The 22,659-nt window shown below is 66.0% G+C and carries 18 protein-coding genes and 1 tRNA gene; 9 read left to right on the top strand and 10 right to left on the bottom strand.

The features are described 5' to 3' along the window. Nucleotides 1-92 precede the first annotated feature (92 nt). The 6 genes from rsmG to rpmH form a co-directional block, all read right to left on the bottom strand. Nucleotides 93-839 carry a 16S rRNA (guanine(527)-N(7))-methyltransferase RsmG gene (rsmG, locus tag ACWEWT_RS24000; protein ID WP_452562122.1) on the bottom strand — a complete coding sequence of 249 codons (747 nt, stop codon included), beginning with the start codon at nt 837-839 and terminating at the stop codon, nt 93-95. Between the two features lie 173 nt (nt 840-1,012). Continuing rightward, on the bottom strand, nt 1,013-1,558 hold the full coding sequence (locus ACWEWT_RS23995; RefSeq protein WP_452562120.1) for a Jag family protein: 546 nt from the start codon (nt 1,556-1,558) through the stop codon (nt 1,013-1,015). Between the two features lie 76 nt (nt 1,559-1,634). Then, the gene (gene yidC / locus ACWEWT_RS23990; RefSeq protein ID WP_452562145.1) at nt 1,635-2,738 is read right to left on the bottom strand and encodes a membrane protein insertase YidC; all 1,104 of its coding nucleotides are present in this window, start codon (nt 2,736-2,738) and stop codon (nt 1,635-1,637) included. Nucleotides 2,739-2,742: 4 nt separating this feature from the next. Next, nucleotides 2,743-3,090: a membrane protein insertion efficiency factor YidD gene (gene yidD, locus ACWEWT_RS23985; protein ID WP_452562119.1), complete on the bottom strand. Its 348-nt coding sequence runs from the start codon at nt 3,088-3,090 to the stop codon at nt 2,743-2,745. Further along, the gene (gene rnpA, locus ACWEWT_RS23980; protein ID WP_452562117.1) at nt 3,087-3,491 is read right to left on the bottom strand and encodes a ribonuclease P protein component; all 405 of its coding nucleotides are present in this window, start codon (nt 3,489-3,491) and stop codon (nt 3,087-3,089) included. The genes yidD and rnpA overlap by 4 nt, the downstream gene beginning before the upstream one ends. 105 nt (nt 3,492-3,596) lie before the next feature. Beyond that, nucleotides 3,597-3,740 carry a 50S ribosomal protein L34 gene (gene rpmH, locus ACWEWT_RS23975; protein ID WP_058854877.1) on the bottom strand — a complete coding sequence of 48 codons (144 nt, stop codon included), beginning with the start codon at nt 3,738-3,740 and terminating at the stop codon, nt 3,597-3,599. A 445-nt stretch (nt 3,741-4,185) separates the two neighbouring features. Here rpmH and dnaA point away from each other — a divergent pair, with 445 nt between their 5' ends. The 9 genes from dnaA to ACWEWT_RS23930 all read left to right on the top strand — a co-directional run bounded on the left by dnaA (nt 4,186) and on the right by ACWEWT_RS23930 (nt 18,908). Next, on the top strand, nt 4,186-6,510 hold the full coding sequence (gene dnaA, locus ACWEWT_RS23970) for a chromosomal replication initiator protein DnaA (RefSeq protein WP_452562115.1): 2,325 nt from the start codon (nt 4,186-4,188) through the stop codon (nt 6,508-6,510). Nucleotides 6,511-6,709: 199 nt separating this feature from the next. Next, the gene (locus tag ACWEWT_RS23965) at nt 6,710-7,291 is read left to right on the top strand and encodes a putative glycolipid-binding domain-containing protein (protein ID WP_452562113.1); all 582 of its coding nucleotides are present in this window, start codon (nt 6,710-6,712) and stop codon (nt 7,289-7,291) included. A gap of 1,814 nt (nt 7,292-9,105) precedes the next feature. After that, entirely contained in the window at nt 9,106-10,281 is a 1,176-nt protein-coding gene (dnaN, locus tag ACWEWT_RS23960; protein WP_452562111.1) for a DNA polymerase III subunit beta, read from the top strand. A gap of 181 nt (nt 10,282-10,462) precedes the next feature. After that, a complete protein-coding gene (gene recF, locus ACWEWT_RS23955) occupies nt 10,463-11,677 on the top strand; it encodes a DNA replication/repair protein RecF (protein WP_452562110.1) in 1,215 nt (404 codons plus the stop codon). Between the two features lie 346 nt (nt 11,678-12,023). Beyond that, nucleotides 12,024-12,590 carry a DUF721 family protein gene (locus ACWEWT_RS23950; RefSeq protein ID WP_452562108.1) on the top strand — a complete coding sequence of 189 codons (567 nt, stop codon included), beginning with the start codon at nt 12,024-12,026 and terminating at the stop codon, nt 12,588-12,590. A 308-nt stretch (nt 12,591-12,898) separates the two neighbouring features. Next, on the top strand, nt 12,899-14,941 hold the full coding sequence (gene gyrB, locus ACWEWT_RS23945) for a DNA topoisomerase (ATP-hydrolyzing) subunit B (protein ID WP_452562106.1): 2,043 nt from the start codon (nt 12,899-12,901) through the stop codon (nt 14,939-14,941). A gap of 95 nt (nt 14,942-15,036) precedes the next feature. Then, nucleotides 15,037-17,538, top strand: a complete 2,502-nt coding sequence (gene gyrA, locus ACWEWT_RS23940; RefSeq protein WP_452562104.1) for a DNA gyrase subunit A — start codon at nt 15,037-15,039, stop codon at nt 17,536-17,538. A gap of 39 nt (nt 17,539-17,577) precedes the next feature. Further along, nucleotides 17,578-18,687: a DUF3566 domain-containing protein gene (locus ACWEWT_RS23935; RefSeq protein WP_452562102.1), complete on the top strand. Its 1,110-nt coding sequence runs from the start codon at nt 17,578-17,580 to the stop codon at nt 18,685-18,687. Between the two features lie 147 nt (nt 18,688-18,834). Continuing rightward, nucleotides 18,835-18,908 (top strand) — tRNA-Ile (locus ACWEWT_RS23930). A 101-nt stretch (nt 18,909-19,009) separates the two neighbouring features. Here ACWEWT_RS23930 and ACWEWT_RS23925 read toward each other — a convergent pair. The 4 genes from ACWEWT_RS23925 to ACWEWT_RS23910 are packed head-to-tail and all read right to left on the bottom strand — an operon-like array spanning nt 19,010 to nt 22,314. Further along, nucleotides 19,010-20,224 (bottom strand): tyrosine-type recombinase/integrase, encoded by a 1,215-nt coding sequence (locus ACWEWT_RS23925; RefSeq protein ID WP_452562100.1) that lies wholly within the window; start codon nt 20,222-20,224, stop codon nt 19,010-19,012. 2 nt (nt 20,225-20,226) lie between these two features. After that, on the bottom strand, nt 20,227-20,442 hold the full coding sequence (locus tag ACWEWT_RS23920; RefSeq protein WP_452562098.1) for a helix-turn-helix domain-containing protein: 216 nt from the start codon (nt 20,440-20,442) through the stop codon (nt 20,227-20,229). A 13-nt stretch (nt 20,443-20,455) separates the two neighbouring features. Continuing rightward, complete coding sequence (locus ACWEWT_RS23915) at nt 20,456-22,174, bottom strand: replication initiator (protein ID WP_452562097.1); 1,719 nt, start codon at nt 22,172-22,174, stop codon at nt 20,456-20,458. Then, a complete protein-coding gene (locus tag ACWEWT_RS23910; protein ID WP_357923001.1) occupies nt 22,174-22,314 on the bottom strand; it encodes a hypothetical protein in 141 nt (46 codons plus the stop codon). The genes ACWEWT_RS23915 and ACWEWT_RS23910 overlap by 1 nt, the downstream gene beginning before the upstream one ends. Nucleotides 22,315-22,659: the final 345 nt, after the last annotated feature.

Here is a 22,659-nt window from a genome sequence, read left to right as displayed (position 1 = left end):
CCGGGACGGATGATCACCCAACTCACAGTCGGCGGCAAGTGAATGTTTCCCGTGAAACATTCACCGCCGACCGAGCCGCGGATGATGGACTGCTACCTACGGCCGACCCGGCGCTCCGCCCGCGCCGCGCGTCGGGCGGATTTCTTCGGCGCGCGTTCGGAGCGCCGAAGCCGTTCCGCCGACAGGACCACGGTGGGTGTGGCGACTATTCCGGCCCCGCACTCCAGTACGGAGAAGTTGCCCGCGCCGACCCGCTCCACCGCGGCGCGATCGCGTTCCAGCTCCTCGGTGACGCTCGAACCCTTGAGGGCGAGCATATGGCCGTGGTCGCGGAGCAGCGGTATCGACCACTCCGCCAGGCGGGCCAGGGGAGCCACCGCCCGGGAGGTGACGACGTCCGCACCACCTGCTTCTTGGATGACGCCGGGCTGCTCGGCCCGGCCACGAACCACAGTGACCGCAAGACCCGCCGCGTCGATGAATTCCTTCAAGAAGACGGTCCGGCGCAACAGGGGTTCGACGAGAACTATGCGGAGATCGGGACGGGCCAGTGCGAGCGGTATCCCGGGCAAACCGGCGCCGCTACCGATATCGACCACCGATGCGCCCTCGCCGATCAGTTCGCCGACGACCGCACAGTTGAGGATGTGCCGTTCCCAGAGTCGCGGAACTTCCCGGGGCCCGATCAGTCCCCGCTCCACCCCGGCGGTGGCGAGGGCCGCCCAGTACTCACGTGCCAGGTCCAACCGGTCACCGAATACGATCTGCGCTTCGGCCGGCGGCAGCGATTCCGGTGGTCCGGCCTCCGAATCGCCGAGATCAGGTTTCACGTGAAACACCCTTCTTTGTGGTCGTGACAAGTTTGCCTGCATGGATCATCCGCTACCGACCTCCAACCGTAGCCGCGGCGCGGCGACGATGTCCGGCCACCGGATGCAGAGGAGGCCCGGGTCCGTGGACCCGGGCCTCCTCCGGTCGCTGAGCTCGCACCCGCTACTCGGGGCCGGCTGCCTCACTCGGGTACGACGACCACCCGGCGGTTGGGTTCGACACCCTCGCTCTCACTCGCGACACCGTCGATCGAGGAGACCGCGTCGTGCACGATCTTGCGCTCGAACGGGGTCATCGGAGCAAGCTCTTCAGGGGCACCCGTCTGCAGGACACGCTGCGCGGCCGCGGCACCGAGCGCACTGAGATCGGCCCGACGCTGGGCGCGCCAGCCCGCCACATCAAGCATGAGGCGACTGCGGATACCGGTCGACTGCTGAACCGCCAGCCTGGTGAGCTCCTGAAGTGCGTCGAGCACCTCGCCGCTGTGGCCGACCAGTTTCGTCAGATCTTTACCACCGTCGATACTCACCACCGCACGGTCACCCTCGACGTCGAGATCGATATCGCCGTCGAAATCGAGCACGTCGAGTAGCTGCTCGAGGTAGTCGGCGGCGATCTCACCCTCCTCGATGAGCGCCTCCTCGGCCTCGCTCACCGCATCGCCGGACTCGGCCTCCACGACGGTCGTGGATACGGTGGCGTCCCCACCTTCGGTCTCGAGAGTCATATGTTTCCTCTATCTGCTCGCCGGATTCCGGCCGCCCCGGCCGGGATCACGATCACAAGGGGTCTGGGGGAGTAGCTCAGCGCCGACGCTTCTGATTGGCGCGGCCGCGGTTACCCGGTCGTTTCTGACCGCTCGAACGTCGCTGGCCCGACTGCTGCTTACCGGCTGACTTGGCCGGTTTCGTCGGCGCCGAACCGTTGGTCTCCGCCGTGCCTTCATCCGCCGACTCGGCGTCATCCGGTTCACCGTCCGCCTTCGCGGGCTTCTTCTTGGTATCGACAGGCTTGGCACCGGGCTTCGGCGCGTTCTGGGCCTGCTTCTCCAGTTTGGCCTGCCGCTTCGCTTCCTCTTCCTTCGCCATCCGGCCGAAGACGAGGTGCTGCTGGCCATAGGTCCAGATGTTGTTGGAGACCCAGTAGAGCAGGATGGCTATGGGCAGGAACGGACCACCGACGAGAACACCGAACGGGAAGACCCACAGCGCCAGCTTGTTCATCAGCGCGGCCTGGGGGTTGGCCGCGGCCTCGGCGCTCTGCCGGGCGACCGACGCCCGTGCGTTGAAGTGGGTGGCGATCGCGGCGATGATCATCAGCGGGATGGCGACCGCGGCGATACTGACCTTGCTCGGAACGCCGCCGTAGTCGGCGAAGGCCAGCAGTTCGTCGGCCGGGGCGGTGATGAACGCGGAGATCGGGGCGCCGAAGATACGCGCGCTCAGGAACGACTGCACATCGTCGGCGTTGAAGACATAGTTCGGAGTGTGCGCGTTGGTGTAGGGGTCCATTCCGAGCTGACCGAAACCGTGGCCGGTCCGGTTGAACGAACGCAGCACATGGAACAGGCCGAGGAAGACCGGCACCTGCGCCAGGATCGGCAGACAACCCATGAGCGGGTTGAAGCCGTGGTCCTTCTGGAGCTTCTGCATCTCCACCGCCATCTTCTGGCGGTCGTTCTTGTACTTCTTCTGCAGCTCTTTGATCTGCGGCTGCAGTTCCTGCATCTGTTTGGTGGTGCGAACCTGTCTCACGAACGGCCTGTAGAGCACCAAACGCAGCGTGAAGACGAGGAACACCACGGACAGCGCCCAGGAAAGGCCGTTGTCCGCCCCGAAGGCGAAGCCGAAGACCCGGTGCCAGAACCAGAGGATCCAGGACACCGGATAGTAGATGAAATCGAGCACGGCTCTATGCACTCCCGTCGGTAGTGTCACCGATCACCGCATGCGGTGATCCCTTACAAGCTTCGGGCCGCGGATCGTCGTGGCCGACGTTGCGCCGCCGCTCCGGTACGGGATCCCATCCACCAGGGTGCCAGGGGGCGCATTTGGCCAATCGCACGGCCGTCAATCCGAGACCGAATACCAGCCCACGGGTGCGCAATGCGGTGACCGCGTATTCACTGCAGGTCGGCGTGAATCGGCATACGGGCATACGGGTGGGGGATACATAGGTCCGGTACAGCTCGATCAGAAAGATCAGGATATTCGCCGGCCACCGCCGAGCGGCCGCTGTGCACGCGCTCGAGGCGTTCATCGCGAAATACCCCGGCCGCCCGGCGTCACAGCCGATAGGGCACCGAGCTTGCGCAAACCACTCACCAGTTGCCGGCGGAGCTCACCGCTGTCGGCGGTGGCGGCACCGGGAAGTGCGCGGATCACGATATCCACCTCGGCGGGGATCTCGGCGGTCAGTTCTGCACAGATATGACGCAGGCGGCGGGCCACGCGGTGTCGTACGACCGCATTGCCCACCGCCTTGCTGACGATCAGCCCGAACCGCGGTCCACCGAAACGGACCTGCGCATCGGACACTGCCGGATCCGACCGTTCGGCCGATACATGGACGACCAGATCACCTTTTCCCGCTCGCCGGCCGCGTCGTACCGTTCGGGAGAAATCGGCACGATCGTGTAACCGGTGCGGCTCAGGAAGCACCCGGGCACCCGGGGGTCGTCGAAGCCGCCGCTGCGGTGCAGCTACCGGCGGCTTGGGTTACTGGGTTCGGCGGACCCGGCATCGGACACCGAATTCGACGGGGAATCAGGCGGTGAGGGTGCCGCGGCCCTTACGGCGCCGCGCGGAAACGATGGCGCGGCCCGCACGGGTCCGCATCCGGAGACGGAAACCGTGGACCCGCGCCCGACGACGGTTGTTCGGCTGGAACGTCCGCTTGCCCTTGGCCACGGTGAACACTCCTCGAATTGGTGGGCGCCCTCCGGCACCCGAAGCTTTCGGTGATTCTTGCGATGTCTACCCGGCGCCGTGGTTCTGGCGAACGGTCAGCACAGAACTGTCACCACGCCGGGGGGTGACTGTACGAGGGTACTTATCCAGTTCTACCGGGTCAAACTCGCCCCCGTCGTGGCGATCCACGCGACCACGGTACCCGCTTCGCGGCTGCTGTCGTCACCGTGCGATCGTGGTGGCGCACAGGGATAACAGGCCGGGCGCTACCCGCCGACCGCGCACAGCGCGCGACCGTGGGCGGTGGTCCGCCGAGATTGTCCCCACCTGTGGATAATTGTGTGGAAATACCCTGTGAATGGCATATTCGTAGAGCCGAAGGTGCCACGCCGCAGCCGGGAGAACGGGGATTCCGGGCAGCGTCCCCGGGTGCCGTGTCCGCGGGATGCGGCCGAGCGGTGGTGCGGACGTATGCGGTGTCACTGGGACGAACCAGTACAGTAGACGCACCGCGAGCCCCGGACGTCTGCGCCGAGCAACCGACTCCCGGGGAGGACACTGGATGGACGACGAGCAGAACGTACTGGCCACCGTGTGGCCGGAGGTGGTCGCGGAGTTGACCACCGGTTCGCCCGACGGCGCCATCGGCGCGGTGAGCCGAGCTCAGCAGGCTTGGCTGAAGCTGGTCAAACCGCTGATGGTCGTTCAGGGCTTCGCGCTGCTCTCGGTTCCGTCCTCACTCGCCCAGGAAGCCATCGAACGCGACCTGCGCGAACCCATTCTCCGGTCACTCGCCCGGCGGCTCGGGCCGCAGGTGGAGGGCCTCGGCGTCCGCATCGCCGCACCGGCACCCGCCGGCACCGATACCGGCCCCGCGCGGCACGCCCGGATGACCAGCAGGCCGGAGGCCGTCACGCCCCGACCCGGGCCGGCGCCCGTTACCTATCCCACAGCCGGACCAGTACGGCGCACGTGGTCGGTCGACGGTGTGCGCGATTCCGACGGCGGCGATTTCCCGGCCCGCGGATATCAGCCGGAACCCGGATTCTCGCGCACTCCGGAAGCTCCCGGCGAGCCACGTTACGCGCGGCGCGGTTTCTCGCACGAGGCCGAACTGCCGCTCACCGGTGAGTTGCCGCTCAATCCGGCGCACCCGCGCACCCCCGACCCGGTCGGGGGCGAGCCGGTACGCCGGCCCACCCTCCCCGAACTGCCACACGGCGGTGATTTCCCGGCCGAATCCGCGCTGCCCCACGAGGCCGAGGAACCGAGGCGCGAGCCCTACCCGACGGCGCGGCCCTACCCACGTGAGTACGCACCGGCCGCCGAGTATCCGCGGGACAACGGCTACGAGCGGGACCGCGAGTATCCACCGGCGGAGTACCTGGATACCTACGGGGGCAGCCGCGGCGATATCGCCGATCCCGCGGCCAACGGCCATGAGCGCGGTGCACCCTCGCTGCGGGATCCGGCCCCCGAACTCGATCCGATGGTGCCGCCGCGACGCGCCGGTCGGCCCGCGCAGGAGACCCTGTTCGCGCCCGATCTCGCCCCGGGCGATATCGCGGCACGAGACGGGATCCGCGATACCGATCGCGACAGTCTGCGTGAGAGCGTCCGCGATTCCGGGGTCGAAGCCGAACCCGATGCGCATCCCGAGGACGAGAAGGTGGTGAACGTCCGGGATTCCTGGCCCACCTTCTTCGCGAAATCGCCCGATGCTGGCGATACGGCGAAACCCGCGGCCAGCCTGAACGCGAAGTACACCTTCGAAACGTTCGTCATCGGCGCGTCCAACCGGTTCGCCCACGCGGCGGCGGTCGCCATCGCCGAGGCTCCGGCCCGGGCCTACAACCCGCTGTTCGTCTGGGGTGCCTCGGGCCTGGGAAAAACCCATCTGCTGCATGCCGCCGGTCACTACGCCCAGCGTCTCTTCCCGGGTATGCGGGTCAAGTACGTCTCCACCGAGGAATTCACCAACGACTTCATCAACAGCCTGCGAGACGACCGGAAGGTGGCGTTCAAACGCCGCTACCGGGAGACCGACATCCTGCTGGTCGACGATATCCAGTTCATCGAGGGCAAAGAAGGCATCCAGGAGGAGTTCTTCCATACCTTCAACACCCTGCACAATGCGAACAAGCAGATCGTGGTGTCCTCGGACCGCCCGCCCAAACAGCTGGCCACGCTGGAGGAACGGCTGCGCACTCGCTTCGAGTGGGGCCTGATCACCGATGTGCAGCCGCCGGAACTGGAGACGCGGATCGCCATCCTGCGCAAGAAGGCGCGAATGGATCGCCTCGACGTACCGCACGATGTGCTGGAGTTGATCGCCAGCCGGGTGGAGCGCAATATCCGCGAACTCGAGGGCGCATTGATCCGGGTCACCGCATTCGCGTCGTTGAACGGCCAGCCGCTGGATCAATCGGTGGCCGAAGTGGTGCTGCGCGATCTCATGCCCGAATCACAGGATGTGGAGATCACCGCGTCCACGATCATGGGTGTCACGGCGGAGTACTTCAACACCTCGATGGACGAGCTCACCGGCCCGGGTAAGGCCAGGCCGCTCGCCCAGGCCAGGCAGATCGCGATGTATCTGTGCCGTGAACTCACCGATCTGTCGCTACCCAAGATCGGGCAGGCCTTCGGTCGCGACCATACGACAGTCATGTACGCGGAGAAGAAAGTCCGCAAGGAGATGTCGGAGCGGCGCCGGGTGTACGACCAGGTCCAGGAACTCACGGCCCGGATCAAACAGCGCTCGCGGTGACATTTTCGACCGGGTGACTCCGCTTCCGGGTCCACAACGAACTCCGGCCGAGGCGTCTATTCCGGCTCCCGCGGTGATCTGTTCGATCGAGTGGCGGCGATACGCGCCGATATCCTATCGTGCCGGGACAGCGATCCGAATACGCTGCCGGCGTGGCCGCGCCACCGGGCGGCCGGCGGTCGGGAGAGGTAGGGCAATCGTGTCGTTCACCGAACTCCCGGCGACGGCGGCCTGGGCTCACCGGGACGCGCGGTCGGGCTTCGAGGTCGCCTATCCGCGACGCGACCGCGGCGGCTATTCGATAAACGGCTGCACCACCGCCGTCGAGGCCGGACAGGCCTGGTTCGTGGAATACGACCTCACCATCGATCCGAGCTGGGCTACCCGGGCGGCGCAGGTGACGGCCCGTACCGCGGCCGGGCGGCGATCGGTGCTATTGGAGACCGACGGCCCCGGGCACTGGCTGATCGACGGCTCGGCGGCTCGTCATCTGGACGGCTGCCTCGACGTGGACCTGGAATCCTCGGCGTCGACCAACACGCTGCCGGTGCACCGGCTCGCGCTGCCGGTGGGTGGCGCGGCCTCGGCGCCCGCGGTCTACGTCCGTGCCACCGATCTGGCAGTCGAACGATTGGAACAGCACTACCGGCGTATCGCCGACGACGGTGGTCATCAGTGTTACGAGTACGCTGCGCCCGCACTCGATTTCGCCTGCCGATTGGTCTTCGACGATTCGGGTCTCGTACTGAGCTACCCGGGTATAGCCACCCGCGTCGCCTGAGGGCGCTTCCATCGCTCCACACAGCGCCGGCCGAACCGTGGACTCCGATCTTCCGGAGTTGCGTTCGGGGACAACGGCGTCGGGATACGTTCGCCGCCGGAAGGCCACCGTATCCACGAAGAGCTCATCGGTTCGGTGAGCGCGGCGATGGAGAAACGGCCGAGCGCGGGCAAGGGGACTCGGAACTACGGGTAACCGGGCCGAGCGGTCGCGGGTCGAAAATATGCCAGTACCAGCACCTTCGACCACGCCGAGAAGCGGCAATGGCTTGTGAAGGGTGCCCGGCCCACGCACATCGCCCCGTGGTCGAAGGCAGTGGGGAGTCCCGGATCCATTGGCGGCGCAGGATCGCACGGTGTCGATCCGGGCGGGATCCGTCGCGCCTGTTCGGTGCTGTCCCGTCGCACGCCTCCGGTAGCCCGCGCTCGGGCCTGTTCGCGGCTGTAGCACGCCCACTTCGATATGACCGTCGTGGACCCGGTGACGGAAAGTTCCACCGGCGCAATCCGGTTCGCTGGACGGACGAGTTACCTCGTTTTCCCGGCACCGAACTCGATCCGACCACCGCCGGTGTGTCGGAACCATCCACAGGTGTGTCGCTAACAGGCTGTGGAGACCCTGAACTGGGGTTTTCCGGTATCCACACCTGTGGAATCCCCAGGTTGTCCACCGGTGCATCCCCAGGTTCAGTGGGCTGCTGTGGGCAACTTGTCCACATGCTGTTTATCCACAGTTTCCACAGGCAAATTCGTCCACAGCTACTGAACAGCGACGATCCGGTCAGAGGGCTGGGGACAACCTGTTGAATCCCTGTGGAATCCTCGAGGAATCCACAGGTTGTCCACCGATCCATGCACAGTGTGTACAAGTGCCCGGAATCTGGGGACCAAGTTGGGGACGAGCTGTGGACGCCGTGTGGACAACAAAACCTGTCCACAGCCACCGCGAATTCATCCTCGAGTTATCCTCGAGCCATCCACAGCCGGACACGCGGTGTGAACTGGAACAACAGGGGAAATCCACAGTTTCCACAGGGCCTATTACTACTCCTGTTCTTCATCTAGAGAATTCCTCTTCAAAACAGGCTGTGTGGACAAGTCTCGAACGGCTCGGACGACCGCACGAAGCCGAAAACGACACAGGGACAGCGAGGGAGCCCTCCCTCCGGAACCGATCTCACGTCCACGAGTCGGTTGTCCCCGGGGTAGATCGCGCCACTGGTCCGGTACCCACATACCGATTCGCTCCGGATGCTCAGATCCGTGCACGCATTACGACCTCGGGCGCCCGGCATCGCTGTCTCCTGTGGAGCGAATCCGAACGCGCTGCGCGGTACGTTGCGCGAGCTCCCCTTCTGTCCGTGTCGCGTTCTTTCCCGCTGTGCAGTGCAGTGACACCAAGAGCTCGTTCCGAACTGCCGGGCAGGAGGCGAGCGGGGAACGGGTACCGGAGTGGTGCACACCGATACCGGGGGACAAGTGTGGACAGAGTCACGAGCGGGGGAGTTCTGTGTCCATCCACAGTCGTGCACAGCCCATCGGCACAGGTCGAGCCGGTGGACCCCCGTCGCCACGCCCGGCCTGGCCCGGACCACACCGGACGACGTATCCTGCACTCGGAGGGGCAGCCGACCCGGTCGCTCGAAACGGGGTACGGTCTGATGTCGGCCGCTCGTGCCACACTCCGGGGCGGTCCGGATTCCCGGCCGCCGCATCGCCGGCGCGCCCCGCGTCGGCGGCGGAGTCGGTACAGCGGGATACACGGGGGCAGTACAGCCGTCGATCCACACTGAACGGGAGAGGACACCTCGGGCGATGGACCTTGCAGGCATGAAGTTTCGGGTCGCGCGTGAGGATTTCGCGGAGTCGGTCGCCTGGGTGGCACGCAGTCTGCCGTCTCGCCCGCCGGTGCCGGTACTCGGCGGAGTCCTGCTGGTCGCGGACGAGGACGGACTGACCGTCTCCGGGTTCGACTACGAGGTCTCCGCGCAGATGCGGGTCGCCGCGGAGGTCGCCGGTCCCGGCCGCGTCCTGGTCTCCGGCAAACTGCTGGCCGATATCACCAAGGCGCTGTCCAACAAACCGGTGGACGTCTCCGTGGACGGCAGTCGTGTACTGATCCAGTGCGGTAGCGCCAAGTTCTCGCTGCCGACGATGCCGGTGGAGGACTATCCCCAATTGCCCGAGGTCCCGCAGTCGAGCGGTGAGCTGGCGGTCGAGGTGTTCGGCGAGGCGGTCGGCCAGGTGGCCGTCGCGGCGGGACGCGACGATACGCTGCCCATGCTGACCGGTATCCGGGTCGAGATCGAGGGACCGCAGGTCGTCCTCGCGGCAACCGACCGGTTCCGTCTGGCGGTCCGGCATATCCAGTGGAACCCCGCACGTACCGATATCGAGACCGCGGTGCTCATCCCCGCCCGCACCTTGTCCGAAGCAGCCAAGACGCTGGGTGCGTCCGACCGGCCCGTGCAACTGTCGCTGGGGTCCGGCGCCGGGGCCGACGGGCTGCTGGGGATCGTCAACGGCGGCCGGCGGACCACGACGCGGCTGCTCGACGCCGAGTTCCCGAAGTTCCGCCAGCTGCTGCCGAAGGAGCACACTTCGATCGCGACGCTGGAGGTGGCCTCGCTCACCGAGGCGATCAAGCGGGTCGCGCTCGTGGCCGAGCGTGGCGCGCAGGTACGGCTGGAGTTCTCCGGAGAAGGGCTGCTGCTGTCGGCGGGCGGTGACGATGCCGGCCGCGCCGAGGAATGGCTCACCGCCGATTTCCGGGGCGAACCGCTGACCATCGCCTTCAACCCCGGCTACCTGATCGACGGGCTGTCGGCACTGCGTTCGGAGCGGGTCACCTTCGGGTTCACCACTCCCAGCCGCCCCGCGGTGCTGCTGCCCGCTCGCGAGGAGGAGCCGGAGCCCCTCGATTCCGGTGCGTATCCGGCGCTGGAGAGCGATTACATCTACCTTTTGATGCCGGTCCGGCTTCCGGGCTGAGCGGGCGTGGGTTCGGTAGCGGCGAACCGGCGCGCGTCCACGCGGTACCGCGGGTGCCCCTGTAGTCTGCGAGCGGCGATCGGCAGCGATACCCCCGCAAACCATCGCCCCGACCTGCGCCGTCCCCAGTTATCCACAGCTGTGGATAACTGGGCTGTCGTTTCCCGGATGGTGTGAACAGGTGCATATCCGTGCTCTGACCTTGCGTGATTTCCGATCCTGGGAGCGCGCTGAGATCGAGTTATCCACAGGCCCTACGGTTTTCCTGGGGGCGAACGGTAACGGCAAAACCAACCTGCTGGAGGCTCTGGGCTACCTCTCCACACTGGGGTCGCACCGGGTTTCCGCGGATGCTCCGCTCATCCGGTCCGGTACCGAACAGGCCCGGATCGGCGCGAATGTGGTGCATCTGGGCCGGGAACTGCGTATCGATGTGGAGATCAACCGCGGCGTCGCCAACCGGGCCCAGATCAACCGGTCACCAGCGCGCCGACCGCGCGAGATCCTCGGGATCCTGCACACCGCGTTGTTCGCACCGGAGGATCTGGCGCTGGTCCGGGGGGACCCGGGAGAGCGTCGCCGTTTCCTGGACGAACTGTGCACCGCGCGCCGGCCCGGTCTCGCCGGTGTGCGCGCGGATTACGACCGGGTACTGCGGCAGCGATCCGCTCTGCTGAAAACCGCCGGCCGGTCCGCGCGGGCGGATCTCGGCACGCTGGACGTCTGGGACGGCCACCTGGCCGGTCACGCTTCGGTGCTGCTCGCCGAACGTCTCCGCCTGGTCCACGAACTGCATCCCCATCTGGCCGGGGCGTACGCGGCTCTCGCGCCCGAATCCCGGCCGGCCGCCATCGGCTACCGCAGCGGCGCCCTACCGGCCGAGCTGCTCGATCCCCTCCGGCCGCCCGAACCCGGCGATCCGGCATTGCTCGAGGAGATCCTGCTGCGGGAGCTCGCGGCGGTGCGGTCCAAGGAACTCGAACGTGGTATCTGCCTGGTCGGACCGCACCGCGACGAACTGGATCTGATGCTCGGTGAAACTCCGGCCAAGGGGTTCGCCAGTCATGGGGAATCCTGGTCCTTCGCGCTGGCGCTGCGGCTCGCGGCCTTCGAACTGCAGCGGGCCGACGGGACCGAGCCGGTGCTGCTGCTCGACGATGTCTTCGCCGAACTGGACCGGCGCCGCCGTACCGCATTGGCCGCCGTGGCGGCCGCCGCCGAGCAGGTGCTGATCACCGCCGCGGTGCCCGAGGACGTCCCCGCCGAACTGATCGGCGACACCTTACGGGTGACGACCACGGGCGACCCGGAGCATCGGATATCCGGCTTCGTGCCGGATCACCCGGCTACCGGAGGCGGAGCGCCGCAGGCAGTCGCGGGCGATTCGCCGGGTTGACGGACACGCACCCGGCACCACCTTGCATGCGGGGCGGGGCGTTCGTAGAGTGAGCCGATGCACCGGGCCGTTATCCTCCGCCCGGTATCAGAACTCAGTTATCCACAGCCTGTGGATAACTTGTTCGACCAGGTCGTCGGCTCGTATCCCGGCCGACGTCCGGGTCCACTCGGTGACAACCGGCACCGGCACTCGAAATACCCATCCTGAACTGGGCATTTATCCTCTGGATCGGTCCTTCGGCCGATTCGGTTGCCGCGGTGCCGTAGTTCGGTGCCCGGATGTGCACAGCCTGAGGAAAACCGGTCGAACCTGGGGATAACTCGAACCGGTGAGTGGAGCAGCGATGACCGATCCGTCCGGAACGCCAGGCGGCGCGACGCCGCCGTCCGAACCGGAACTGCGCGGCGTCGACCTGGCCCGCCGGGCACTGGAAGAGGCGCGGGCGGCCGCTCGGGCCAGTGGGAAATCCGTCGGTCAGGGGCGTTCCTCGCCGCGGCGCGCCGGTCGATCCGGGGCCCGCCGCCGTGGTGGCTGGTCCGGTCCCCGTCCCGACGACCGTGATCCGCAGCCGCTGTCCAAGCTCGCCACCTCGATCGCGCGTAGCCGTGGGTGGTCCACGAAGGTTGCCGAGGGCACCGTGTTCGGGCACTGGTCGGGTGTGGTCGGGGAGGACATCGCCGCGCACGCGAAACCGGTGAAACTCGAGAACGGGGTGCTCAGCGTCGCGGCGGAGTCCACGGCTTGGGCGACGCAGTTGCGTCTGCTGCAGTCGCAGCTGCTGGCGAAGATCACCGCGGCAGTGGGGCCCGGTGTGGTGCGCTCGCTGCGTATCTCGGGTCCGACCGCGCCCAGCTGGCGTAAAGGGCAACGTCATATCCGTGGCCGCGGGCCGCGCGACACCTACGGCTAGAGCGCGGTTTCACGTGGAACGCCGCCTGCTTTCCCGGCCGCTGCGCGTCAGTGAACTCTGAGGCCGAATCTGATGCTTCCAAAGGCTCGGATCGCGAGGGGACCCGTGCCGGTCCGATTTCTCGCATCCAGGAAGCCGTCAGGGGTGTCGCAGGTGCACTGTAAGTTGGGCCGCGAAGTAGGATGGAAACGTAAATCAGCGGCGATACCCTCGGCGCGTTGCGTGCAGCCCTCTATATCGGTCCCGGGCCCACGTGCGCTGTCCCACCGCCGTCCCGGGGATCAGCAAGTAAGGAGAGCTACCGACCAGTGGCTGCCAAAGACTCCAAAGCATCAGGCACGAGCGCATCGGACAAGCAGGACTACGGTGCCTCCTCCATCAAGGTCCTGGAAGGCCTCGAGGCGGTGCGGATGCGCCCGGGCATGTACATCGGCTCCACGGGTGAGCGCGGCCTGCACCACCTGATCTGGGAGGTCGTGGACAACTCCGTCGACGAGGCGATGGCCGGTCACGCCACCAAGGTCGAGGTCACCCTCCTCGCCGACGGTGGTGTCCAGGTCGTCGACGACGGCCGCGGTATTCCGGTGGCCATGCACGCCCAGGGCATCCCGACCATCGAAGTCGTCATGACCCAGCTGCACGCCGGCGGTAAGTTCGACTCCGATTCCTATGCCGTATCCGGCGGTCTGCACGGTGTCGGCATCTCGGTGGTCAACGCGCTGTCGAGCCGGCTCGAAGCCGAGATCGCCACCGACGGCTACCACTGGAGCCAGACCTACAAGGACGCGGTCCCGGGGCAACTGATCCAGGGCGAACCGACCAAGGCGACCGGAACCACCATCCGGTTCTGGGCCGATCCCGCGGTCTTCGAGACCACGACCTACAACTTCGAGACCGTATCGCGGCGCTTGCAGGAGATGGCCTTCCTGAACAAGGGCCTGACCATCGTGCTGACCGATGAGCGCGTCAGCGCCACCGAGGTCACCGACGAGGTGGTCAGCGAGACCGCCGAGGCACCCAAGCACGACGACGGCGAAACGCCGCCGGTCGAGCACAAGGTGAAGAGCCGCACGTACCACTATCCCGGCGGTCTCGAGGATTTCGTGCGGCATATCAACCGGACGAAGCAGCCCATCCACAATTCGGTGGTCTCGTTCAACGGCAAAGGCCCCGGGCACGAGCTCGAGGTGGCGATGCAGTGGAACTCGGGCTACTCCGAGTCGGTGCACACCTTCGCGAACACCATCAACACCCATGAGGGCGGTACGCACGAGGAGGGCTTCCGGGCGGCGTTGACCACGGTGGTCAACCGGTACGCCAAGGAGAAGAAGCTCCTCAAGGAGAAAGACGGCAACCTCACCGGTGACGATATCCGCGAGGGCCTGGCCGCCATCGTCAGCGTCAAGGTGAGCGAGCCCCAGTTCGAGGGCCAGACCAAGACCAAACTCGGGAACACCGAGGTGAAGTCGTTCGTGCAGCGTGCCTGCAACGAACACCTCGGGCACTGGTTCGAGGCCAATCCGGCGGATGCCAAGACCATCGTCAACAAGGCGGTGTCCTCGGCGCAGGCCCGGGTCGCCGCGCGTAAGGCGCGTGAGCTGGTCCGGCGTAAGAGCGCGACCGATATCGGCGGGCTGCCGGGCAAGCTGGCCGACTGCCGGTCCAAGGATCCGGTCAAATCCGAGATCTACATCGTCGAGGGCGACTCCGCCGGCGGTTCGGCCAAATCGGGTCGCGATTCGATGTACCAGGCGATCCTGCCGCTGCGCGGAAAGATCATCAACGTCGAGAAGGCCCGGATCGACAAGGTCCTCAAGAACGCCGAGGTCCAGTCGATCATCACGGCGTTCGGCACCGGTATCCACGACGAGTTCGATATCGCCAAGCTGCGGTATCACAAGATCGTGCTGATGGCCGACGCCGATGTCGACGGGCAGCACATCTCCACTCTGCTGCTGACGCTGCTGTTCCGCTTCATGCGTCCGCTCATCGAGCACGGTCACGTGTTCTTGGCGCAGCCGCCGCTGTACAAGCTGAAATGGCATCGGGTCGATCCGGAGTTCGCCTATTCCGACCGTGAACGCGACGGTCTGCTCGAAGCCGGGCTGGCGGCCGGGAAGAAGATCAACAAGGACGACGGTATCCAGCGGTACAAGGGCCTCGGCGAGATGAACCCGAAGGAACTGTGGGAGACCACCATGGATCCCTCGGTGCGCGTTCTCCGTCAAGTGACGTTGGACGACGCGGCCGCCGCGGACGAGCTGTTCAGCGTTCTCATGGGCGAGGATGTCGCGGCCCGCCGCAGCTTCATCACCCGTAATGCCAAGGACGTCCGCTTCCTCGACGTATAGGGGCGGTGGTCGCACCCGCAGCGCATTCGCGCGCTCCGTCGACAGCGCGCTCGCGCGGGTGATCCGCCGCATTCCGTCAGTACCTAGGAGATTGCATGACCGACACCACGCTGCCGCCGGAGAGCGCGGGCGACCGGATCGAGCCGGTCGATATCCAGCAGGAGATGCAGAACAGCTACATCGATTACGCCATGAGCGTGATCGTGGGCCGGGCGCTGCCCGAGGTCCGGGACGGCCTCAAACCGGTGCACCGCCGGATTCTGTACGCGATGCACGACAACGGCTACCGGCCCGATCGCAGCTATGTGAAATCGGCGCGTCCGGTGGCCGACACCATGGGTAATTACCATCCGCACGGCGACTCGGCCATCTACGACACCCTGGTCCGGATGGCCCAGCCGTGGGCGATGCGGTATCCGCTGGTAGACGGCCAGGGCAACTTCGGCAGCCGCGGCAACGACGGCGCCGCCGCCATGCGCTACACCGAGTGCCGGCTCACCCCGCTGGCCATGGAGTTGTTGCGGGAGATCGACCACGACACGGTCGATTTCATCCCCAACTACGACGGTAAGACCCAGGAACCGGTAGTCCTGCCCAGCCGGGTGCCGAACATGCTGATGAACGGCAGCAACGGCATCGCGGTCGGGATGGCGACCAATATCCCGCCGCACAACCTCAACGAGCTGGCCGCGGCCATCTACTGGATCCTCGACAATCACGAAGCGGACGAGGAAGCCACCCTCGCCGCCTGTATGGAGCGGGTGAAGGGTCCGGACTTCCCGACCGCCGGCCTGATCGTCGGCACGCAGGGTATCCACGACGCCTACACGACCGGGCGCGGTTCCATCCGCATGCGCGGCGTGGTGGAGATCGAAGAGGACAACCGCGGCCGCACGACGATCGTGATCACCGGGCTGCCGTACCAGGTGAACACCGACAACTTCATCAACGCCATCGCCGAGCAGGTCAAGGACGGCCGTATCGCCGGCGTGGCCGATATCCACGACGAGTCCTCGGACCGGGTGGGCCTGCGCATCGTGGTCACGGTCAAACGTGACGCGATCGCCAAGGTCGTGCTGAACAACCTGTACAAGCACACCCAGCTGCAGACCAGCTTCGGCGCGAACATGCTGTCCATCGTCGAGGGCGTACCGCGCACCCTGCGGCTGGATCAGATGCTTCGGCTGTATGTGAACCATCAGCTGGAAGTGATCGTCCGGCGCACCCGGTACCTGCTCCGCAAGGCAGAGGAGCGGGCCCATATCCTGCGCGGCCTGGTCAAGGCGCTGGATCTGCTGGACGAGGTCATCGCGCTGATCCGCCGGTCCGCCAATACCGATACCGCGCGTACCGGCCTGATGGAACTGCTCGATATCGACGAGACCCAGGCCACCGCGATCCTGGATATGCAGTTGCGGCGCCTCTCGGCACTGGAACGGCAGAAGATCGTCGACGAATTGGCCAAGCTCGAGGCCGAGATCGCCGATCTGAAGGACATTCTGGAGAAGCCGGAGCGGCAGCGCACGATCGTCAAGGACGAGCTCGCCGAGATCGTCGATCGGTACGGCGACGACCGGCGCACCCAGATCATCTCGGCCGACGGCGATGTCGCCGACGAGGATCTGATCGCCCGGGAGGACGTGGTCGTGACGATCACCGAGACCGGGTACGCCAAGCGCACCAAGACCGATCTGTACCGCAGTCAGAAGCGCGGCGGTAAGGGCGTGCAGGGTGCCGGCCTGAAACAGGACGATATCGTCCGGCACTTCTTCGTGACCTCGACGCACGATTGGTTGTTGTTCTTCACCAACAAGGGCCGGGTGTACCGGGCCAAGGCATACGAATTGCCGGAGGCCAACCGCACCGCTCGCGGTCAGCACGTGGCGAATCTGCTGGCCTTCCAGCCGGACGAGAAGATCGCCCAGGTCATCCGGATCAAGTCCTACGAAGACGCTTCCTACCTGGTGCTCGCCACGCAGAAGGGCCTGGTCAAGAAATCGCGGCTGGTCGATTTCGATTCCAACCGCAGCGGCGGCATCGTCGCGGTGAACCTGCGCGACAACGACGAATTGGTCGGCGCCGTACTGTGTTCGGCCGAGGACGACCTGCTGCTGGTCTCGGCGCAGGGGCAGTCGATCCGCTTCTCGGCCACCGACGAGGCATTGCGTCCGATGGGCCGCGCCACGTCCGGCGTGCAGGGCATGCGGTTCAATGCCGAGGACGCCCTGTTGTCGCTCAATGTGGTCCGTGATGGGACATATCTGCTGGTGGCGACGTCGGGTGGCTATGCCAAGCGGACCGCCATCGAGGAGTACACCGCCCAGGGTCGTGGTGGAAAAGGCGTATTGACGATCCAGTACGACACCCGGCGTGGCACCCTGGTGGGGGCACTGATCGTCGACGACGACGACGAGCTGTATGCGATCACCTCCAATGGAGGCGTTATCCGTACTGCCGCCCGGCAGGTGCGTAAGGCCGGTAGGCAGACCAAGGGCGTGCGATTGATGAACCTCGGCGAGGGCGATACCTTGCTTGCGATCGCACGTAACGCCGACGAGCCCGAGCAGATCGACGGCGGCGGTTCTCCCGAGCAGTAATCCCATATCGGCGGCAAAGAACGGATCCGAGGATTCCCATTGACCACTCCGAAACAGCCGAGCGACGAGCGGCAGCAGACGAACGGTGTGACCGAGCGGGTCACCCCGTCACCGATTTCGCCGCGCCCGACTCAGCGGCCGGGCGAGGCCGTGGACAACGAACAGGCCGGTGGGCAGTCGGGCGGTAATCCGTCCGGCGGTGCGCCGGCCGGTGGTCCGCAGCCCGAAAAGCAGGAGCAGCAAGGCGAATTCACGTCCGAATCGCGTAACGCACCGGCGGATCGGAATTCCGGTCCGCACACCGGCGGGCCGGGCGATCAGCAGGGCGGTCCCGGAAACCAGCAGGGCGGCAACGGGCCCGATACGAACCGCTATCAGGAGGGCTGGTCGCAGCTCCCGCAGCGGGAACCGCAGTCGAACCTGTCGCGGCCGGGACATATGCCGGTGGGTGGCGCCCAGCCACGGTCGGGCGGCCTCCAGGGCGGCGGTGGTCTCCAAGGTGGCGGCGGACTCCAGGGTGGAGTCACCAACGCCCGCACCACCAGCGACCTGGCGGCCAAGGCGGCACGCAAGGAAGCGGCCATGGCCAAATCGGTCGGCCTGGACGGGCCCACCCGCAGTATCGCCCGGCCGGAGCTGGTGAAGGATATGCCGGACCTCTCCGAGATCCGGCACCCGCTACCCCCGGACCAGCCTCCGCATCAACCGCACAACCCCTACACCCCGCCGCCGGTGGCCCCGTCGGCGCCCGCGGCACCGCGCGGGCTACCGCAGGCGGTGCTCGGCGGAGAACCGTTGCGCGCCACCGTCCAGGTCCGCCGTATCGATCCGTGGTCGACGTTGAAGATCACGCTGGTGATCAGCGTGGCCATGTTCTTCGTCTGGATGATCGCGGTCGCGCTGCTGTACATGGTGCTCGCGGGTATGGGTGTCTGGGAGCGGCTCAACAGCACCTTCACCGATATGGTGTCCCCGGACAGCGGGTCGGTGGGGCTTATCGATGCGGGTACGGTCTTCGGTTACGCCGGGGTGATCGGGCTGATCAACGTGGTCCTGTTCACCGCGCTGGCCACGGTCGGCACGTTCATCTACAACCAGTGCTGCGATATGGTCGGCGGAATCCAGGTCACCCTGGCCGATCCGGACTGAATCCGTGCTCACGGCGATACGGCCGGCACCCGTCGCGGGTGTCGGCCGTATCGCTTTTCTGGCCTACAAGTAGTGCTCTGACCTGCTGTTTTGGCTGTACAGGATCCGGTCGGGTAATCTCTACCGCGGTTCGGCTACGAGCCCCGCGGGTCTATAGCTCAGGCGGTTAGAGCGCTTCGCTGATAACGAAGAGGTCGGAGGTTCAAGTCCTCCTAGACCCACATCCACGAGTAAGCCCCCGACCAGTGCAATCGGTCAGGGGCTTTTCCCGTTCATCGGGGCTGGAAGCCTTCCCGGGCACCCAGCGGGGAGCAAATAGGCATCAGCCGCCTTCCTGACCGCTGTCGTCGTCGCCCATGGACCGGCGCACCGCGTCGTAGTCCTCGGTCATACGGATGTAGTACTGCATGGTCGTCGTGGCGTTCTCGTGGCCGATCACCACCGCGATCTTGTGCGGTTCCATCCCGTCATCGGCCAGCCAGGTCCCGAACATGTCGCGCAGATCGTGAAACCGGACTCCGCCGTGCTCGTGGCGGGCAACCATCTGCACCGCCTGTTCGTACTTGCCGAACACTTCGGAGTTCACCTCCCCGGCCTCGTTCATCCACACCGCTTCGAACTTGTCGTCTACCTGGGAGACCTCACCGAGCAGGCCAGCCCGTACCAACGCCGGACGCCAGACCCGAGACCGGAACAACGTCCGTCGCAGCGGGCCACCGGCCTCATTGGTGAAGATCAAGCCTTGAGGCCCCTGGGGGTACTCACGCATGTACGCCCGCAGTTCGAGAGCCAGCCACCCCGGAATAGGCACCGTCCGCCGACCGGCCCGCGACTTGGGGAACGGCTTGAACTCGACATGGCCGGCAACCTCGGTCACGGTGCGCATGACGCGGATCAGACCACGATCCAAGTCCACCGCATCCGTGCACAGCCCGGCGACCTCTCCCCACCGCAGCCCAGCGAACGCCGCAATCGCCACGAGCACCCGATATCGGTCAGGCTGGACGGCCGGGAGCAGCTGTTGCCGAACTTCTTCACGCGACAGCATCCGCTCATCGGTGTCCCGGACCCGCCGCTTGGGGATCCGAACTCCGGCCGTGGGATCACCCGCGATCAGCCTGTTCGCCACTGCCGAACGCATCACCCCCGACAGCATCCGCTTGGCCTCGGCCACCGTTGCCCGCGAACGTCGTTGCGAGAGCTCCGATATCCAGGTCTGCACCGACAGGTGATCGATCTTGCCGAGCGGCCAACCCTGCCATTTGGGCAAGACGTGAGTCCGCATGATCGATGTATCCCGGGCCGTGGTGGTCCGCTCGGTATTCCACGACTTCATCCACTGTTCAGCATGAGCACCGAGCAGCGTCCGACCCGCGTGAGGCGACACGTAGGCACCCTGAGACTTGGAGACCTCGACCTGAGCCAGGAAGGTGGTCGCCTCCTTCTTGGTCCGGAACGTCTTAGACCGCTGCGACCCCGAAGGATCACGCCAGCGAGCTTTCCACCGGCCTGACGGAGCCTGATCTACCCAACCCATGGCTACACCGCTTCCGGAAGGTTGTCCGAGGAATCCAGCCAGGCATGGAACGACGCCCGGGAGATGACCCACCGGCGACCGATGCGCTTCGCCGGAATCACCCCGTCGTTCACGAACTGGTAGGCCATGCCCCGGGACAGGCCCAGCAGCACCGCGACCTCGTTCACGGTGTACGTAGCCGGAGATGCGACACGCCTACCGCCGTTGATCACCTGCATTTTTCTTCCTTCCTCATGCCGCTACCGGGATTGCCGAGATGTCTTGCTGTGCTGGTGGACCGGCCGCGAGCAGTGCCCTGGTGTACTCGGCCCGCCAGACTTTGCGCCGCGCGATCTCCGACAGGATCAGGTGATCGCGGGGTGGGGCCGAACGGTCGCCGGGCCGGACGATCGAGAACTTCAGGTGCGACCGGTCGGGTTTGACGATCCCCACCGAGGCCAGCAGTTGCCGGACGAATTCGACACGATCGGCCTTGTGATCCGGGAGGGTCTTGTTCGACCACTGGCGCGAGACCAGGACCCGGCGACCAGGCAGGCCGAGGGTGTCCCGCCGATGCGCTTTGCTCTTGCAGCGGCCGGGGATGGTCTTCTCGGTGGCGCCTTCGGGGACGATGCCGTAGCGCAGCCAGACCGGGCAGCGTTTCGAGCACGGGGTGTGCTGGAGCTCGGCGTGCAACCGGTTGTAGTGGTGGCGGGTGCGGTCGGAATCGGTATCGAGAACTTCGGCGATCGACTTCGTCAGGTACTTGGTCACATAGCCCACAGCACGGTCAGCCTTTCGGCCAGGAACGTAGCCACGGATATCGGCGCGGTCCATCTGATCGCCGAACCGGACTACGTGTGCGGGTTCCAAGTCATCGACGTCGTCGAGGAGGTCTTGCACGTCGTCGAAGGCGAGCAGCGGCGAACCGGTGCCGGGGTCGACGAAGGTCAGTCGGGCCGGGTCCCAGACGGGCACGATATCGCCGGTGTAGACCTCGCTGGCCCGGTCATGCGGGGGCCACCACACCTGGTGGTAAGTGGCGGCGGTGACCTGGCGGACGATCTCACGAGACACGGTGCCCCGGATCAGGATGTGCAGATGCGGTGCACCGCGCTTCTGCGGTTCGACGGTCGCGAAGTACTGGATGTTCCAGCCCACCGCCCGCCGCAGGTTCTGAATCCAGCGATCGAACAGCGCGGAGAAGTGCACGATGTCACGGGCGGCACGTTCGTAGTCGTAGGTGTTCGGGTCGCGGGGTGAACCGTCGCCTACGGTTTCGCCTTTGCCGTTGATCGCGCCGTCGCGGTTGATGCTCCCGTAGGACGGCATGGTCAGGGTGATGAACATCGAGGGCCGATGCCCTCCGCCGTATTCACGACCAATAGTGGTCTTTTCGACCTTGAGGCGGGGCAGGTTCGGGGCATCCTGCCGTCGACGAGTGGAGCGAGCACGCCGGGGCTTGGGCTCTCGGTCGAGGGCGGGTAGCCGTCCCCGGAACCCGGATTCTTTCATCTCGTTGTCGAGGTCTGCCACGACTTCCCGGATCCCGGACATCATGTCCATATCGCCATCGGCCTTGGCCTGCCCGAAGGTCTCGAACAGATCAGCGCGAGCCGCCAGCAGGGCGGTCTGATGCTCGGTCGGGGGAACCTTCTCGTTCTCCGGTTCGGAGGCGATGTGCCAGCCTTCGCGGGACTGGGTGATGCGCAGGAACCGGGCCTTGTCGGCGCAGGCCGGGCAGACGGAAGCGATCGTGGACTTGCACGGAGCTCCGAGGTATTCCTCGGTCAGGGCCTTGGAGTCGTAGGCCAGCATCGGAATCGGCCGCGCGCAGATGTGTTCCTGTTCGGCCAGCGACTGAGCGACGTCCCGGAAGTCCGGCAGGCTACGACGCTGTGCCGCAGTCTGCCGAGCCGGAGTGGTCGAATCTTCGGGAGCTCCATCGAGTTCCACGACGGCCGCTGTCATCAGGCCATCCACCGCTTCGGGGCACCGCCACCGGCAGGCCAGGACTCGTACACCACCGGACCCACCGGGCCATAGGCCAGCATCGAAGTCTTCACCGGCTCGACCGGCCGCACCCGGTTCAGTTCCACGACCTCAGCCACCGTTTCGGAGCTCTCCGACTCGATCAGGCCCTGCGTGCAGTCGCACCGATCCAAGACCGTTTCCGGGTCGACATGACCGTTCACATACTCGGTACCGCCGCACCGAGTGCAGGTCTCCCACGCCGCCCCCGCAAACCAGGTGATGCACCGCGCGCTCTCGCAGTGTCGGCCAAGGCAATTGATGCACCGCCCCGCCGCGTTCAACCGTGATGGACGAAGAACGTCCGCTACCTGAGTCGCCCTGATCTGCATTTCCGGCCTCCCGACGCTGTGTTGTGCGTTACATCAACGGTAGCAGTTGCTTTCATATGAAAGCAAGTACTTCTGTGAAGTAGTACGCAAACG

The sequence above is a fragment of the Nocardia sp. NPDC003963 genome, assembly GCF_053605105.1.
This window is presented reverse-complemented; position numbering and strand designations above follow the sequence as displayed.